The sequence below is a fragment of the Sphingobium agrisoli genome (assembly GCF_041877245.1).
Taxonomy (GTDB): Bacteria; Pseudomonadota; Alphaproteobacteria; order Sphingomonadales; family Sphingomonadaceae; genus Sphingobium.
Window position 1 is genome coordinate 16,414 of record NZ_JBHDJI010000017.1, and the last position, 14,673, is coordinate 31,086.

The 14,673-nt window shown below is 62.1% G+C and carries 13 protein-coding genes and 3 pseudogenes; 5 read left to right on the forward strand and 11 right to left on the reverse strand.

The genetic code is table 11. The annotated features are described in order from the left end of the window. The first annotated feature begins 14 nt into the window (after window positions 1-14). Window positions 15-245, forward strand: a complete 231-nt coding sequence (locus ACETPF_RS19530; RefSeq protein ID WP_373936280.1) for a hypothetical protein — start codon at window positions 15-17, stop codon at window positions 243-245. A 13-nt stretch (window positions 246-258) separates the two neighbouring features. On the opposite strand, the gene ACETPF_RS19535 is transcribed toward ACETPF_RS19530, so the two are convergent. The 10 genes and pseudogenes from ACETPF_RS19535 to ACETPF_RS19580 all read right to left on the reverse strand — a co-directional run bounded on the left by ACETPF_RS19535 (window position 259) and on the right by ACETPF_RS19580 (window position 6,558). Continuing rightward, a complete protein-coding gene (locus tag ACETPF_RS19535; protein ID WP_373936281.1) occupies window positions 259-663 on the reverse strand; it encodes a JAB domain-containing protein in 405 nt (134 codons plus the stop codon). 33 nt (window positions 664-696) lie between these two features. Continuing rightward, window positions 697-1,170, reverse strand: a complete 474-nt coding sequence (locus ACETPF_RS19540; protein ID WP_373936282.1) for a hypothetical protein — start codon at window positions 1,168-1,170, stop codon at window positions 697-699. A gap of 30 nt (window positions 1,171-1,200) precedes the next feature. Beyond that, the gene (locus tag ACETPF_RS19545; RefSeq protein WP_373936283.1) at window positions 1,201-1,566 is read right to left on the reverse strand and encodes a hypothetical protein; all 366 of its coding nucleotides are present in this window, start codon (window positions 1,564-1,566) and stop codon (window positions 1,201-1,203) included. A gap of 53 nt (window positions 1,567-1,619) precedes the next feature. Next, window positions 1,620-2,084, reverse strand: coding sequence for a helix-turn-helix domain-containing protein (locus ACETPF_RS19550; protein WP_373936284.1), 465 nt, complete (start codon window positions 2,082-2,084; stop codon window positions 1,620-1,622). Window positions 2,085-2,127: 43 nt separating this feature from the next. Next, window positions 2,128-2,553, reverse strand: a pseudogene (locus tag ACETPF_RS19555) (transposase); the annotation flags it as partial. Window positions 2,554-2,639: 86 nt separating this feature from the next. Further along, on the reverse strand, window positions 2,640-3,272 hold the full coding sequence (locus tag ACETPF_RS19560) for a tyrosine-type recombinase/integrase (RefSeq protein ID WP_373936285.1): 633 nt from the start codon (window positions 3,270-3,272) through the stop codon (window positions 2,640-2,642). A gap of 196 nt (window positions 3,273-3,468) precedes the next feature. Next, a pseudogene (locus ACETPF_RS19565) lies at window positions 3,469-3,885 on the reverse strand (nuclear transport factor 2 family protein). Beyond that, window positions 3,885-4,514, reverse strand: a complete 630-nt coding sequence (locus ACETPF_RS19570) for a pyridoxamine 5'-phosphate oxidase family protein (RefSeq protein WP_373936286.1) — start codon at window positions 4,512-4,514, stop codon at window positions 3,885-3,887. Before ACETPF_RS19570 ends, ACETPF_RS19565 begins: the two are co-directional and overlap by 1 nt. Before the next feature lie 60 nt (window positions 4,515-4,574). Further along, window positions 4,575-5,546: pseudogene (locus ACETPF_RS19575) on the reverse strand (alpha/beta fold hydrolase). 127 nt (window positions 5,547-5,673) lie between these two features. Beyond that, complete coding sequence (locus ACETPF_RS19580) at window positions 5,674-6,558, reverse strand: LysR family transcriptional regulator (protein ID WP_373936287.1); 885 nt, start codon at window positions 6,556-6,558, stop codon at window positions 5,674-5,676. A gap of 561 nt (window positions 6,559-7,119) precedes the next feature. Between ACETPF_RS19580 and ACETPF_RS19585 the strand changes: the two genes are divergently transcribed. Genes ACETPF_RS19585 through ACETPF_RS19600 form a run of 4 tightly spaced genes read left to right on the forward strand, consistent with a single transcriptional unit; the run spans window position 7,120 to window position 11,481 of the window. Then, window positions 7,120-9,276, forward strand: coding sequence for a TonB-dependent siderophore receptor (locus tag ACETPF_RS19585; protein WP_373936288.1), 2,157 nt, complete (start codon window positions 7,120-7,122; stop codon window positions 9,274-9,276). A 17-nt stretch (window positions 9,277-9,293) separates the two neighbouring features. Then, complete coding sequence (locus tag ACETPF_RS19590) at window positions 9,294-9,599, forward strand: hypothetical protein (protein WP_373936289.1); 306 nt, start codon at window positions 9,294-9,296, stop codon at window positions 9,597-9,599. Continuing rightward, window positions 9,596-11,173 carry a PepSY-associated TM helix domain-containing protein gene (locus ACETPF_RS19595; protein ID WP_373936290.1) on the forward strand — a complete coding sequence of 526 codons (1,578 nt, stop codon included), beginning with the start codon at window positions 9,596-9,598 and terminating at the stop codon, window positions 11,171-11,173. The genes ACETPF_RS19590 and ACETPF_RS19595 overlap by 4 nt, the downstream gene beginning before the upstream one ends. Then, complete coding sequence (locus ACETPF_RS19600) at window positions 11,170-11,481, forward strand: hypothetical protein (protein ID WP_373936291.1); 312 nt, start codon at window positions 11,170-11,172, stop codon at window positions 11,479-11,481. The genes ACETPF_RS19595 and ACETPF_RS19600 overlap by 4 nt, the downstream gene beginning before the upstream one ends. Window positions 11,482-12,169: 688 nt before the next feature. Here ACETPF_RS19600 and ACETPF_RS19605 read toward each other — a convergent pair. After that, complete coding sequence (locus ACETPF_RS19605; protein WP_373936292.1) at window positions 12,170-14,653, reverse strand: NACHT domain-containing protein; 2,484 nt, start codon at window positions 14,651-14,653, stop codon at window positions 12,170-12,172. Between the last annotated feature and the right edge of the window lie 20 nt (window positions 14,654-14,673).

The following is a 14,673-nucleotide window of genomic DNA, read 5'->3' on the forward strand; positions in this document are numbered from 1 at the left end:
CGCGATTCGGCAGATTGACCTCGATCAACTATAAGCAGCATTTCGGCGAGTCGGAGATGTGCGTGGAGCAGGATAAATTCGGGCTGAGTGAGGCAAACAACTGCGCCGAACTGACCCAGCGCGTGCTCGACCGGCTCGATATGATCATGGCCGACGTGCCTACCGACTTGGCGCGCCAATTCATGATGGCGGCCAACCATCTCCAGCATGCCCGCGACATCTTGGACGAGGCTCAAGCGGCTTAGGCTTCCGCTGGCGTCACATCAGCCCGTTACCCCTGAAGCTGAAGACGTTGTTTTCCGCAACGATCAGATGATCACTCAAGCGTAAGCCGACTGCCCGGCACGCGACGGCCAAGTTCCTTGTCGCTTCGCAGTCGCCGAGCGATGGCAGCGCCTTCCCGCTGGGATGGTTATGCGCGACTAGGATCGATGCGGCTTCCCGAACGATCGCCGTTCGGAGGACAGTTAGTGTATCGAACGATGCGCTGCCGACGTCGCCTTCAAAGCTGACAGCCCCGACGTGTCGGCCCGCTGCATTGTGAAACATGAAATGAATGCGTTCATGCGTCAGCCCGCTATACATGCAAGCTATTGAGGCGAACCACGCCGAAGTAGATGCCGCAGCAGGCTGCGGCGCTTCCGCCAAAGTTAGAACAGCCATAGGCGTCCTTCCGAATATCAAAACGACTTACTGTCAGGGCGTGGGCCGCGCCCTGGCGCGACCTATGGCGCGCGCCAGGGCGGCGGCATGGCGCAGTGGAGACAGCCGCCAACCGCGATCCTTGAAGATGCCCAGCACCCATATTGCCAGGATCGGAATGCCCCACATGGTCGTAAGCGTATAATACACCACCTTCACGTACACGGGACTGATCATGGCGACGATGTGCGACAGGGTGCCGTTTGCCTGAAAGGCCGACATCCAGATCAGCCACCACCGACGGTAAATGACGGCCAGTGCGACCAACGAAACCAAAAAGATCACGTCTACCGTCAACCTGAGCAGTTCAATTCTGGTAAGCTCGGGATGGAATATCGAGACGGCCACGCCCATGAGCGTTGTTCCGATCGCTGCGGCAGCGGTCCACCGTCCGGCAGGCCCCGCCGCCAGAGCGGAGAAGGCGCTGCACGCAACGACCAGCACAGTGAAGATGACCACGAGGACCATCAGTTCACAGACGAGATCGCAGGCTCTCGGTCAAGCCGCAACAGCGGAACGATCGTCCATGCTTGGGACCGCCGCAACCCTGGGTATGGTGCATCCCCAAAGGTGCACGTCAGAAGCGGTGGACCGCATACGGATCTTATGTGCCTGCTGATGTGCGGCGATCAGATCGCCGCGGCTCTTCACCATGTTCGCCGCGCAGTCGGCAAGGCTCGCATAAAGCTTTTGGCTAGAGAGGGGATCAAGGCCGGCGGCCTTGCCGGTCTCCACGATCATGGTGCCGATGCGGAGAGTATGGGCGATTGCGTCATCGAGCTTTACATAGCCCTCGGTCAGCCCTGTCGCTATGTCTTGGCACTCGTTGCGATCGAGGGGCAAGCGGTCTTCGGATTTTGACATAGATCCTCCGTGGCAGACGCACGCCTGCCCAGGTTTATAGTTTGAACGTCGGATTACGATGCCAGTTTGGCGAACTGGCTCATGGTCCAAAGATAGATCAAAACGACGATCGCCGTCGCCATTCCAGCCATAGCTGTCAGCTGGATTATGAGCTTGAGCGCTAGCGGTCCTGTGAGATCATCCGAAGGTCCTCCGATTGGCGGAAACAGCGAACGGATCCATCTGGTTTGCTCGCTGACCGGCGCCGATCCGGTGCCCTCAGAAACTTCATTTTGTTCAGGTTCGGCAAGAGGCTCCGTTCTAAATTTAGAATCTAAATCGGATAACTCTTTGTAAATTCTAGCAGCGTCGAATCGCCCGCGAGCCTCAAGGTCGGCTGCCGCTCTACTCAGGTATACGTCGACCGTGCCGGGCGACTTCCCTATCATCCGCCCGATGTCTTTGCTCGCCGTCACCCCATCTGCCACCAGTTCCAGAATCCGCCGCTGTGGCTCGCTCAGGCGCGAAAGGTCTGGCACTGTTTCGTCTCCCGGCGATTCCCTTTGGGACACACTAACCAAGTTAACAGCGATTGACAGGCGTCGGCATAGACTTCCAGATCTGCAGATAGGCCTCGAACGGGGTTCTCCCGGCAGGCCCGAGTGCGGACGATGGGTGTTGTGATCGGTGATCTACCGGCCAAGACCAGTCCGTAGCTCCGATCCGGTCTCGAAAGCATGGAGGCAGACGCCCTCGTACTCCAGGGATCGACAGAGGCGTTCAAGGAAGACGTTGTCCATCCACCGCCCCTCGCCATCCATGCTGATGCGGACCTCGGCATCACGCAGTACGCTGGTAAAGACGAAGCTGGTAAACTGGCTACCTTGGTCCGTACTGAAAAATTCCGGCTTGCCGCACCGGCCCAGCGCGTCTTCCAGCGCCGCGACACAGAAGCCTACATCCATTGTATTCGACAGCCGCCAGGTCAGCACCCTTTCGGGTCGCCCACCTGAGCTTATCGAAGGGCTATGACCGCCACCAGCCGCCAAGCTGTGACCCTTGGGTCCTTGCAACGGCAGGGACCCAAGGCAGTTTCAGATTTCAGTGCCCTCTGCGAGGGTCAAAGCATCCTCCACGTCCACGCCGAGATATCTAACTGTGCTTTCGATCTTCGTGTGCCCAAGCAAAATCTGGATGGCGCGGAGATTTCCAGTCGCCTTGTAGATGATCGAAGCTTCGGTTCGGCGCAGAGAGTGGGTGCCATAATCTTCGCCGGGCAGTCCGATCCCCGTGACCCATTCGTCAACAAGGCGAGCATATTGCCTAGTGCTTATGTGGGCTGCGTGATCGGTACGGCTTGGAAATACAAAATCCTCCAAGGATCCACCTCTCAGTTCCAGCCATTTGAGCAGGCTGGCGCGGGCATCAGTCATCAGTTCAAACTGAACGGGTCTGCCAGTCTTTTGCTGTACGACCGTTGCCCGTGTTCGAATTTTCCGATCACACACGATATCGCTGATCCTGATCTTCACTAGATCGCATCCGCGAAGCTTGCTATCGATGGCCAGGTCGAAGAGGGCCCGGTCGCGGACCCGCCCATGCTGGTCAAGAAAGAAGCGGATCGCCCATATCTGACGAGGTTTGAGCGCTCGTTTTGCTCCAACCTTACGCCCGGCGTTCCAACATACCCGCTCGCGAGCGGCGGGATCAAACTCTGATAATCCCATGACACATCTCCTGTGGCCGTAATGGCCGTAGGAAGAACGCTTCAGGAGAAGCCGACCCATTGTTGCCATTGAGAGGCGGATTTTTCCGCCTCGAAGTGCGGTCAGCCCGCTTTCGGGTGGCGAGCTTTATCGCAGATCGCCCTTACAGCCCAAGGTCACTCAACCCTGGATGATCGTCGGGACGGCGTCCCTGCGTTCAGTGGAATTTCCGCTCCGCCGCATTAATCGGCGCATCGTTGATGCAGGCGAGCCGCCGCTGCATCAGGCCGCTCTCGTCAAACTCCCAATTCTCGTTGCCATAGGACCGGAACCAGTTGCCGCTGTCGTCATGCCATTCATAGGCAAAGCGCACCGCGATGCGGTTGTCGCGAAAGGCTCATAATTCCTTGATCAGCCGATAATCCAGTTCGCGCTGCCACTTGCGGGTGCGGAAGGCGATGATCGCGGAGCGGCCATTGACGAACTCCGCCCGGTTCCGCCACTGGCTGAGCGGTGTATAGGCCATGGCCACTCTGGCCGGATCGCGGCTGTTCAAGCCATCCTCGGCCAGGTGCACCTTCTCGATCGCGCCCTCCAGGGTGAAGGGCGGCAACGGCGGGCTCGGATTGTCCATCATGCGTTTCCCAACTGGGCAAGGCGATCCTGCAGCGCCTTATTCTCGGCTTCCAGTTGCGCCAGCCGTTCATGCATCGGCCGGATCGCCTGCTCGATCTCGCGCTCGGTGAAGCGCGGCGTGATATGCTGCGGGCAATTCCAGTCGAACGCCTCCAGCCGCAGCCGGAATATGCGCTCGGCCCGCGCCTTGTAATGCTTGTCCATGACAAGTTCGGTGAGCGCCGGATCGGCATCGAGCACCAGCTTCTCGACATGGGCATAGATTTTCAGCCGGGCGCGACGAGGATAGTCCAACAGGATCAGGCAGGCGCGGTCATTCGCGGCGACGTTGCCGGTGCTGATATATTGGCGGTTGCCGCGATAATCGGCAAAGGCCAGCGTCCGGTCATCCACCATTTTGAGGAAGTCGGCCGGACCGCCGCGATGCTGGACATAGGGCCAGCCATCCTCCGACACCGTTGCCATGTAGAAACTGTCACGGGCAGCCAGGAAATGGGCTTCATTATCGGTGAAGCGGTCAAAGGCGCGATTGCCGCTGAACGCCGCCCAATGGGCATCCGCCCCCATCTCCGCCTGCGCTGCGCGTACGCTGGGCGTCGTGGCGATATCCAGAAAACCGTAGGACATGGTCTGTCTCCCATCATCCGCGAGTTGCGGGGCCATGCATCACCATGGCCCCGCCGGGGTTCAGCGCGTCGCGACCTTGCGATCGAGGAAGTCGCGGATCAGCGGCACCATTTCATCGAGCTTGTCTTCAAGGGCGAAATGGCCGGTGTCGAGAATATGCATTTCCGCGTCGGGCAGGTCACGCTTGTAGGGATGCGCACCGGATTCGGGGAAGATCTTGTCATTCTTGCCCCAGACGATCAGCGTCGGCGGCTTGCGTTCGCGGAAAAAGGCCTGGAACGCCGAGTAGAGCGGAACATTGGTGCGATAGTCGTAGAACAGGTCGAGCTGGATATCCTTGTTGCCCGGCCGGTCGAGCAAGGCCTAGTCCTGCACCCAATTGTCGGGGCTGATCCGCGAAAGGTCGCGCACACCATCGGTATATTGGAACTTGGTGGCGTCGAGGCCGACGAGCCATGCTTGCGCCTCGCGATCCTTGGCCGATCCGCTCTTCCAATTGGTCTTGATCGGATCCCAGAAGGCGCCCAGTCCTTCCTCATAGGCATTGCCATTCTGGACGATAAGACCGCTGACGCGCTCGGGGTGCTTGAGGGCGAGGCGATAGCCGACCGGGGCACCATAATCCATGACATACATGGCGTAGCGCTGTGCGCCGATCTTGCCCATCAGCGTGTCGACCATTTCTGCATAATGGGCAAAGCTGTATGTGAACTGGCGATGGTCCGGCGCGTCGCTCTGGCCGAACCCCGGATAGTCCGGCGCGATCACATGATAGCGGTCGGCTAGCAGCGGGATCAGGTTGCGGAACATGTGCGACGATGTCGGAAAACCGTGGAGCAGCAGCACAACCGGGCCGTCGGCGGGACCGGCTTCGCGATAGAACATCTTCACGCCGTCGATGGTGGCGCTGCGATAATGGACCGTGGCAACCGCAGGCTGCGTGGCAACGGCGCTGGCGGGCGCGGCGATCGCGTCGACCGAGGCAGCGATGCCGGCGGTCGCCAGCAGCATCGAAATGACCAGTTTCTTCATCATGTCCTCCACCCTGTTGGGGTCGCTGAGCAAGGGCTTCAGCTTCTGGAGGCAGAGATAATCCTTGTCCTCATTCCTGATAATTCGGGAAAACTGGAAGTCATTATTCCTTATGGAGGAATAATGGTCATGCCTGCTGGAACAGCGGATTGGCCCGCAGCCGATCGACCGCGAGATCGACGAAGCTGCGAACCTTGGCCGCCGCCCGCCGCCCTTCGGCGTGGATGACATGGATCGGCAGCGGCTTTTCCATATGCTCGTCCAGCACCGTAACCAGCCGCCCGGCCGCCAGTGCCGGCTCGACCTGATAGGACAGCACGCGGGTCAGCCCCCAGCCTTGTTCGGCGGCGGCGATCGCCGCTTCATTGGTATTGCAGAAGAGTTGGGGGTGGACCGTGACGCTGCTCCGACCCTCCGGACCGAAATGCCATTCGGGCGAGGCCCATGCCCCGGTCGGGCCGATGATGCGATGATGGACAAGGTCGGCCGGGGTCCGGGGCATGACATGCTGCTCGAAATAGGCCGGCGCGCCACACATGACCCGCCGCACCGTCCCGACCCGGATGGCGCTCAAGCCCGAATCCGGCAGATGACCGATCCGGATGGCGACGTCGATGCCTTCCTCGACGATATTGACCAGCCGGTCGACGAACAGGCTGCGCCCGGTCACGGCGGGAAAGCAATCCAAATAGTCGAGCAGGATCGGCAGCACGTACATTTGGCCGAAGATTACCGATCCCGTGACGATCAGCGTGCCGGAGGGATTGCCATGGGCGCCAGCCGCCGCCGCGTCTGCATCCGCCATATCGGCCAAGATGCGGCGACAATCGTCGAGATAGCCGCGGCCCGCCTCGGTCAGTTTAACCGAGCGCGTCGTCCGGGTCAGCAACCGCACGCCGATCTCGTCCTCCAACGCGGAGATCGCCCGCGTCACAGCCGGTGGACTCATATGCAATTGCCGCGCGGCTTCGGCGAAACCGGAGGTTTCCGTTACGCGGACGAATATCTTCATGGCCTGCCAGCGATCCAAAACGTTCCCCGGATTCAGATTTGCGACCGAGATGTGCGCGGGATGTCAGGGGGAGGTCAATCCGCACATGTGAACAGCTCAGGTCGATACATCATCTATCTCACCCCTTATGAGACGCTCATGCTTTGATTTTCGATTTCCCAACGCTGACGGTCTGCTTTTCGCACCCGAGCGCTTTACGCCGGCCGCTTGCGGGCGTTCCGGTGAGAGTAAATTGATTAAGTGATGCGTGTTTCAAGGGTTGCCCTTGCTAGAAGGGCGCATCTCGGTCCCCTATGTTCCGAAATTTGCCTGATGGTAAAGCGCTAAGTGCAGAAAATATGCGTGAGTTAGGGATCATGGATACGCAGCGCCGCCTATGCATTCGTCTGACCCGTTGCTCGTTCAGGCGGAGGCTTGGCTGACGTTTAAGAAGGGAAGGAATGGGCTGCAGTCGATCGACTCAAGGAAGAGAGCACATAAAACATGCTATTGCAAATGACTTGCAGAATCGTCTGGAAATGAATAGCCAGCGGAAAACCGAACAGGGGAACCCGCTCTCTCATGCCTGCCTTGCTGACCATCCTCGCCGCCGCCGCCGCCGTCCCCGCTGCCGAAGCTCCGGCAGCGCCCGGCGATACCGAGATCATCGTCACCGGCGAGCGGACCGAAGGGCAGGAGGATTATGCGGTCAAAAAGCAAACGACGACGATGCGCTTCCCGCTCTCCCAGCGCGAAACGCCCCAGTCGGTCAGCGTCGTCACCCGTGCCCAGATCCAGGATTTCCAGCTCAACGACATTAACGATCTGCTGAAGACCGTGCCGGGTGTCCAGGTGCAGGCACAGGAAACCGACCGCATCTATTATTCGGCGCGCGGCTTCGACATCCAGACCTTCCAGATCGACGGCATTGGCCTGCCTTTCGCCTTCGAAGTGCAGACCGGCTCGATCGACACCGCCATCTACGACCATATCGACGTGGTGCGCGGCGCACCGGGACTGCTCTCCTCCACTGGCAACCCGTCCGCCGTCGTCAACTTCATCCGCAAGCGCCCGACCAAGACCTTCCAAGCGAGCGGCAGCGCGCAATATGGCTCCTACGACCATCTGCGCCTCGACGCCGATGTGAGCGTGCCGATCACCTCGGACGGCAGCATCCGCGCCCGCGCGGTCGGCGCCTATCTCGACGAGGACAGCTATCTCGACCGCTACGGCCTGCGCCGCTGGACCGGCTATGGCATCATCGAGGCCGATCTTGGCCCGCAGACCACGCTGACGGTCGGCTATGGGCATCAGGATCATCAGAGCCGCGGCGCGACCTGGGGGGCGCTCCCGCTCTATTACATCGACGGCACCCGCATCGACCTGCCGCGCTCGGCCAACAGCGGCCCCGACTGGGCCGGCTGGAACGTCATCGACCGCCAGATTTTCGGCGATATCGTCCATCACTTCGACGACGACTGGCACGCCAAGCTGACTGTGGTGCGCCGCGCCGTCAGCGAGGATGACCGGCTCTTCTACGTCTATGGCAATCCCAGCGCGGCTTTCCCTGATGGCATCGACCCGGCGCTCAGCGCCACCGGCGGCAATATCCGCAGCTATCCCGGCGCCTTCCGGGCGGAGACTCGCAACCTCACCATCGACGCCTATGTCGCCGGCAAGGTCGCGCTGTTCGGACGCGAGCATGATGTCATGTTTGGCGTCAACCGCAGCGCCCAGCGCTATGTCCAGACATCGGGCTATGATTATGGCGCGATCGGCCTCGAACTTTCGATCGACGACGTGCTGAGCGGTAACACGCCCGAACCGAATTTCCCGACCGTCTTCAACACCAGCTTCCTGGAAAGCGGCGACCGCACGACCAAGCGCGAGACCGCCTACGGCCTCATCCGCTTGAGCCTTGCCGATCCCTTCAAGCTGATGCTCGGCGGCAACCTCACCCACGCCACCAGCGATGGTTTCTCCTACGGCGCGACCATGGCCTATGACTGGACGCGCTTCCTCCCCTTCGTTGGCGCGACGCTCGATCTGACCGACAGCATCAGCGCCTATGCGAGCTTCGCCACCATCTTCAACCCGCAGACACAGACGACCGCCAACCGCGAACTGATCGACCCGATCAAGGGCGACAATATCGAGGCGGGCTTCAAGGGCGAATGGATGGGCGGTCGCCTCAATGCCAGCCTCGCCATCTTCCAGGCGCGGCAGAAGAACACCGCCGAGGCCGCCGGCTTCGACGCGACCATCGGTCAGACAATCTATCGCGGCGTGGATGCGAAATCGCAGGGGATCGAATTCGAGTTCGCCGGCTTGCTCGCGCCGGGGCTTCAGGCGACCGGCGGCTACACGATCATGCGCGTGCGCGGCGAGGATGACGAGCCGGTCCGCACCTTCGTCCCTCGCCAGCTCGGCCGCCTGACGCTCACTTACTCGCCGCCCGCACTACCTGCGCTCAAGGTCGGCGCGGCGGTGCAATATCAGAGCAAAATCTATCTCGAACCCGGCACCGTCTCGATCACCACCGGCGCACCGATCCGCGTCACCCAGCCCAAATATGCGCTGCTCGACCTGCTCGCGAGCTACAAGCTGACCGACAATCTTCAGATCAGTGCGAACCTCAAGAACGTCACCAACACCAAATATCTGACCGCGCTGAATTACGACCAGGGTTATTATGGCGCGCCGCGCACCATCCTGGGCACGATCAGCCTGAGATATTGAGCGGGGAGGGAGAGAGGATGACCGTCACGTCGCGCCGCTGGATCAGGATCGCCTTCGCCGGGCCGGGCGCCGTCCTCATCGCGCTCGTCGTGATGGCCGGCATGGCGCTGTGGCTGCCAGGCGGTGCGGCGGGGATCGACAATCTGGTGCTGCCGCTCATCCTCGCGCCGCTCCTCTGGGCCGGCCTCTTCTTCCACGCCTGCCTCGATCGTAGCCTGGGGCGCGTGGCGACCGTTGCCTTGGGGCTGCTGCTCGTCCATTCTGTCCTCATCGCGCAGAAATTCCTCGATAAAAGCCCAGCGTCCACGGAGGCCCATCGATGATCCACCTCCCCAAGCAAGAGACCAAGACGATGGTCGCGGTGCATGGCTGGTCGGGCATCCTGCTCGGGCTGCTACTCTATGCCGTGGTGCTGACCGGCACCGCCGCCGTCTTCGCCGAGGAGATCGGCGCATGGTCTGCCGGCCATGTCGCGACCCAGTCCGCCTTCGAACGCCCCATGGCCGACACGCTGCGCCGACTGGGCGACGAAACCCCGGCCCGATATCGCGAAGCGGTCGATCTGTTCGAGACCGGCGACCATGATCTCGGCCTCTTCTTCCACCGGCACGAGATGGACGGCGGCGAACTCATCAGTCGCGGTCTCTTCTATGTCGTCGGGCAGGACGGCCGCGTGATCCACCGCCAGGCCGGCACCAATGAGGATGTCTATGGCGCGCGCAACGACAATGCGCTGAGCGCCTTTCTGGTCGACACCCATGTCCGGCTGCACGTCCCCAATCCCTGGGGCCTGTTGCTGACCGGCATCCTCGGCCTCTCGATGCTGGTGGCGGCCATTTCCGGCCTGCTCATCCACCGCCATCTCTTCAAGGACATCTTCACCCTGCGCCGATCGGGCAGCGCCGTGCTCGCAAACCGCGATGCGCACAGCGTCGCCGGCACGTGGAGCCTGCCCTTCGCCTTCGTCCTCGCCTTCACCGGCAGCTTCTTCTCCTTCTTCGGCACGGTAGGGATGCCGGTCGTGGCGATGGCGGCCTTCGGCGGCAATGTGCAGGCGCTGACCGAAGCTGTCTACGGCAATCCCGGCAAGCCCGATCCCCGTCCGGTCGCGATCGGCAATATGGATCGCATCAATGCCGACGCCATCGCCCGCGCCGGTGCGATCCCGACCTTCGTCACGATCGAGAATTTCGGCCGCGCCGACGCGAAGGTCACCACCTATCATCCGCCGAAAACCGCCGCGATCGCCCCCATGTCGCTGCTCTATGACGGCGCGACCGCTGCCTTCCTCCAAGAAAAGCCCCTGATCGGGCCAAAGCCCTCGGCCGGCGGCACCCTCGCCGCTATCATGTCGCCGCTCCATTTCGGCAATTTTGCAGGACTGCTGTCCAAGGCGATCTGGTTCGGGCTGGGCTTTGCCATGTGCTACGTCACCTATACCGGTATCCGTCTCTGGCTCGTCCGGCGTGAGGGCGGGGTGCGCTCCTTCGCCTGGCTGGAGCGGACCAATATGGTCGTGGGCCTCGGCCTCCCCTTTGCGCTCGCCGCCTCCGCCGCCGCTTTCCTTCTCGCCATGCCGCTCGGCAGCGCGACCTGGTGGACGCCGGCGGGATTCCTTACAGGTACGGCGCTGGCGATCGGGGCAGGCGCGCTCGCGCCCGACACCGCGCGGCTTGGCGCATGGCTGCGCAGCGCGACCGGCGCGCTGTTGCTGGTGCTGCCACCCTTGCGCCTGCTGACCGGCGGGCCGGGCTGGGGCGCGGCGCTTGCCGCCGGCCAGCCGATCATCGTCACGCTCGACATCGCCTTCCTGCTCGCGGGCGCATGGATGCTCTGGCAGTTGCGGGGTCCCGTGGGCGCACCCCGCCCGTCCCGCGCGCTGCAAGCCGCCGAATGACGCTCATCACCCTCTTGGCGATCCTCGTCTCTGCCGCCCTCATCCTGCTGCTCGGCCTCGGCGACCCCAAGCGCCGCCGCGCCGCGCGCCAGGGACAGGGGCATGGCGCGCGTCTGCGCCAGCTGCTGGCGGTAGGGGGTTTCCTCCCTGGCCTGAACTTTATTCTCTATGGCGACGCCGCCGCCTTTCTGCTTTGGCTAGGTGGAACAGCAGTTGCAGGCTGGGTCGTCACGCTGGTTTTGGCATCCAGGAGTGATCCCAAGGGCGTCTGCTGCGAAGGCGCTAAGGCCGGCAAGGGGCACAACTAAAATGCTGATCGCCGCACCGGACCTTAGGAAATGAATAAGCTGGGTGAGACCGGCGAACCATTCGTCGTGCGATGACCCCTTTCGGTTGCGCGGCCGTCAAATTTTCATCCCAAAAGCGAACGCCCGAGGTCGCCGGAAAGCCGCTGATGGGCAGATGGCAATCAATCGCCGACAAAATTCGCATAGCATGTCACACGGCCATCTGCTGCCTCGTCATGGCGTCATCCAACAGCAATGATAGGATCCGATCTGTAATTTGCAGTTGCTTGGCGGTTGTCCCTTGAGGATTTCAAGGATCTGTCCGCACTCCCGATCCGGAGATCGGTGGTGCTGTATCGGGTCTCACAAGGCCGGACGTTGCATTGACTCGAAGCGGGCTTGGCAGCCCATCTGATCACCTTCGCAGATCGTCCGTCCCGGCGTTCCCTCGCGGAACACCGCCCTCGGGTCAGCTTGCGACCACTTCGAGACATTCTCCGACTGGCGCATGAACGGCTGCTCGTGCCGAAACCCGCCGCTCGCCTGCCGTCGAGCGGCCGGGCAGTAGTGCGCCCCAATTTCGGCCATTCATCTGACTTACCAGCGTGCTTGAAAGCCGCCGTTCGCCGCCCACGATGAGTTAGCGATCTGATGGGCGCTGTGCCCATACCGTGCTTTTGGTGGTGAATTCCGCCATGAACGTTCGTGGCTATGCATCGGACGTCCCCTTGCCACGGACGCGCAGCATCGGGCGGTCAGCCGGCTTCGGCTTCGGTGTGGTCACGTGGATCGCGGGACGACGGTGCTCGACCTCGACGGGTGCGATCAGCTTCCTGACCTCGCCGTCGTTGAAGAAGGGCCGTATCCCGTCGATGCCGCGTTCGCTTACCGGCGGCTTCATCTGGGTCATGGCGCGGTAGAGCGCCTGTACGGGAAGTGTGACGGTCCTGATGTCGCCCCCCGCGTCTTGACCGAAGCCGAAGGGCAAGACGGTCATCGCATCGTGATGTAATCGGATCAGGTCGATGGTGAGCTTCTGGGTATCGTCGTCCGTCCGGTCGACCCGCCACGCCCGCAGAAGCGACCAGAGCATGAAGTTCTCGCCGTGGAGCACGATCTGCTTCTCTGACTTCCTGGCGCGCGCGTTCTCAACCGCCTCCACCATCCTGCCGACGGGGACCATGGCTGCGAGTGCCACGCCGAAGTCCTGGTTCTCCACACGATGGAACAGAACGCGGCAGAGCAGGTAGATCGTCGCCGCCTGCGCCTCCCTCGACGCGCCTCTTGCCGCCGCGAGGAGGTCGGCGAGCACCAGGAAGGTGTTCTGGCCCCTGAAGGCGAAGTCCTTGGCGCCGGTCCGCTGGAAGAACGAGAGCCAGATCAGCCAAGGCGAATCCATCGGGTTCTTGATCGAGACGCTCATCGATCGAGCGAGCTGCGTGAAGAGATCGAAGCCGGGCAGCTCGATGCGGTCGGCCGGTGCCTCGCCGAGTTGTCCCAACCATCCGATCGCACGGTCCCGGCGCTCCTGGGAGACGTTCGCGCCGGCGATGACGAAGTCGATCACCTCAGGGGTCACGGCGGCAGTGACCTCGCGAAGCCAGTTCGAGGAGCCGGCCCCTTTCAGCAGGTCGGTGCCGATGAGATGCTCAGCCGCGAGGAATTCCTGCAGCGAACGGTGAAAGTAGATCGTGCTGACGCCCTTCTCGACGAGGCAGCCCTGGATGAGTTCCCGACGCATCTCGTCGCGGCTGAGGGAGTGGCTAAGGTCGCGGGCGGCCGCATCGCATATCGACTGAGGGATGTCGGCGAGCGTTGTCGTCGAGGTCCCGCCCTTCTCCCACAGCCACCAGGCGAGGTGGGCGTTGAAGCGACGGCGGACTTCGAGCGGGAACGACGGATCGCGACCACGCTTCTCCAACTCGCGGTGGATGAGCAGGTGCACGAAACTATCGAACAGCTCGTAGACCGACATGTCCGCCCGCAACTGGTCGGGCTGGATGGCGATCTCGCAGAGCATCTGCGCGTGCACCGGTCGTTCAAGCAGTCGGTCGAATCTGCCCGTGCTAAGCTCCACCACCCGCTGCTCGATCCATTTCGGATCCGTTGCCGGTCCGTCCCGTTCGGTCTGCGCCCTGATCGGCAGGTAGTTCGCGACGAAGGTGCGGGCCTCTTCGGCGGTGAAGCCTCGAATTTCGACGTGCTTGTAGGCGCGCCTGCCGGGCGCGACGATCTTCCTGCCCGCGCCGGTGCGCTGGATGCCATCGACGATCGCGCGGAACTCGTCCTCGTCGTGGAAGGCGGTGTCGCGGCCGAGCACCAGGATGCGCGCGTCGCCCTCGTCCAGCCGCATCAGCTCGGTCAGCACCTGCTGAAACTTGGCGGGGGTGAGGCCGTGCTTCATCTCGTCGAATCCGTCGTAGATGACGAGGAAGCGGCCGTTGCGGTTGAGCGCCTTGAAGGTCTCAAAATGGTAGTTGGTGACGCGGTGCTGGCTGGCGAGAACCTTGCCCAGCAGGCCGTCGATCGACTGCTCGTCAGCGATCTCACCCAATCTGACCAGGATCGGCGCCCGCGCGGTGGGGTCATGCAGCGCTCGCCTCGCCATGCCTGCGGCCAGATGGGTCGCGAAGGTCGACTTGCCTTTGCCGTATGCACCCAGGACGAAGAGCGGCGGCGCGTCGTCGGCTCCGAGCCACTGCTCTACATGGCGCTCGAGGTCGGCGTGATCGGTGGTCTCGGGCCGCACGTAGTAGCTGGCGAGACGCGAACCGTCGTATTGGTCGACGAGATCCTTGAGATAGGAATCTATCAGTAGCAGCCGGCGCTGGAGCTCGGTGAAGGTCATTACCTGAAGGTTACGGTGCAGCTTCTCGACTTCCCGGCCGCCTGGCGCGATAGCTCCCTTCGATATGAGCCAAGCCTGATCAAGCTCGCCCGCCTGCAAGTATGGCAGGTGGTCGGTCGCGAACTCGCTGCATTCCTTCGCCGGCAGCGTGCCGTCGTAGTCCTTCGCCTCGAACGCGAAGCGCTGCACGCCTGTGATCGCGTCACGCGTCCAGACGGCAGAGACGTCGACATTCTTGTGGCCGACCTTGGTTTCGGTGGTCGTCGTAAAGCCCGCCGCGCTCAGCACCTTCTCCAGCGCGTCGCGGAATGCATTGCCCTTTGCCGTCGTGTTCTTCGTCCGCATGATTGCGTTATAGGATTGCG

What these genes read in the sequence shown, in the direction of transcription:
- ACETPF_RS19590 (WP_373936289.1), top strand. Translation starts at nt 9,294, where the DNA reads ATGACCGTCACGTCGCGCCGCTGGATCAGGATCGCCTTCGCCGGGCCG.
- ACETPF_RS19535 (WP_373936281.1), bottom strand. Translation starts at nt 663, where the DNA reads ATGGCTGTTCTAACTTTGGCGGAAGCGCCGCAGCCTGCTGCGGCATCT.
- ACETPF_RS19570 (WP_373936286.1), bottom strand. Translation starts at nt 4,514, where the DNA reads ATGTCCTACGGTTTTCTGGATATCGCCACGACGCCCAGCGTACGCGCA.
- ACETPF_RS19595 (WP_373936290.1), top strand. Translation starts at nt 9,596, where the DNA reads ATGATCCACCTCCCCAAGCAAGAGACCAAGACGATGGTCGCGGTGCAT.
- ACETPF_RS19540 (WP_373936282.1), bottom strand. Translation starts at nt 1,170, where the DNA reads ATGGTCCTCGTGGTCATCTTCACTGTGCTGGTCGTTGCGTGCAGCGCC.
- ACETPF_RS19605 (WP_373936292.1), bottom strand. Translation starts at nt 14,653, where the DNA reads ATGCGGACGAAGAACACGACGGCAAAGGGCAATGCATTCCGCGACGCG.
- ACETPF_RS19560 (WP_373936285.1), bottom strand. Translation starts at nt 3,272, where the DNA reads ATGGGATTATCAGAGTTTGATCCCGCCGCTCGCGAGCGGGTATGTTGG.
- ACETPF_RS19585 (WP_373936288.1), top strand. Translation starts at nt 7,120, where the DNA reads ATGCCTGCCTTGCTGACCATCCTCGCCGCCGCCGCCGCCGTCCCCGCT.
- ACETPF_RS19545 (WP_373936283.1), bottom strand. Translation starts at nt 1,566, where the DNA reads ATGTCAAAATCCGAAGACCGCTTGCCCCTCGATCGCAACGAGTGCCAA.
- ACETPF_RS19580 (WP_373936287.1), bottom strand. Translation starts at nt 6,558, where the DNA reads ATGAAGATATTCGTCCGCGTAACGGAAACCTCCGGTTTCGCCGAAGCC.
- ACETPF_RS19600 (WP_373936291.1), top strand. Translation starts at nt 11,170, where the DNA reads ATGACGCTCATCACCCTCTTGGCGATCCTCGTCTCTGCCGCCCTCATC.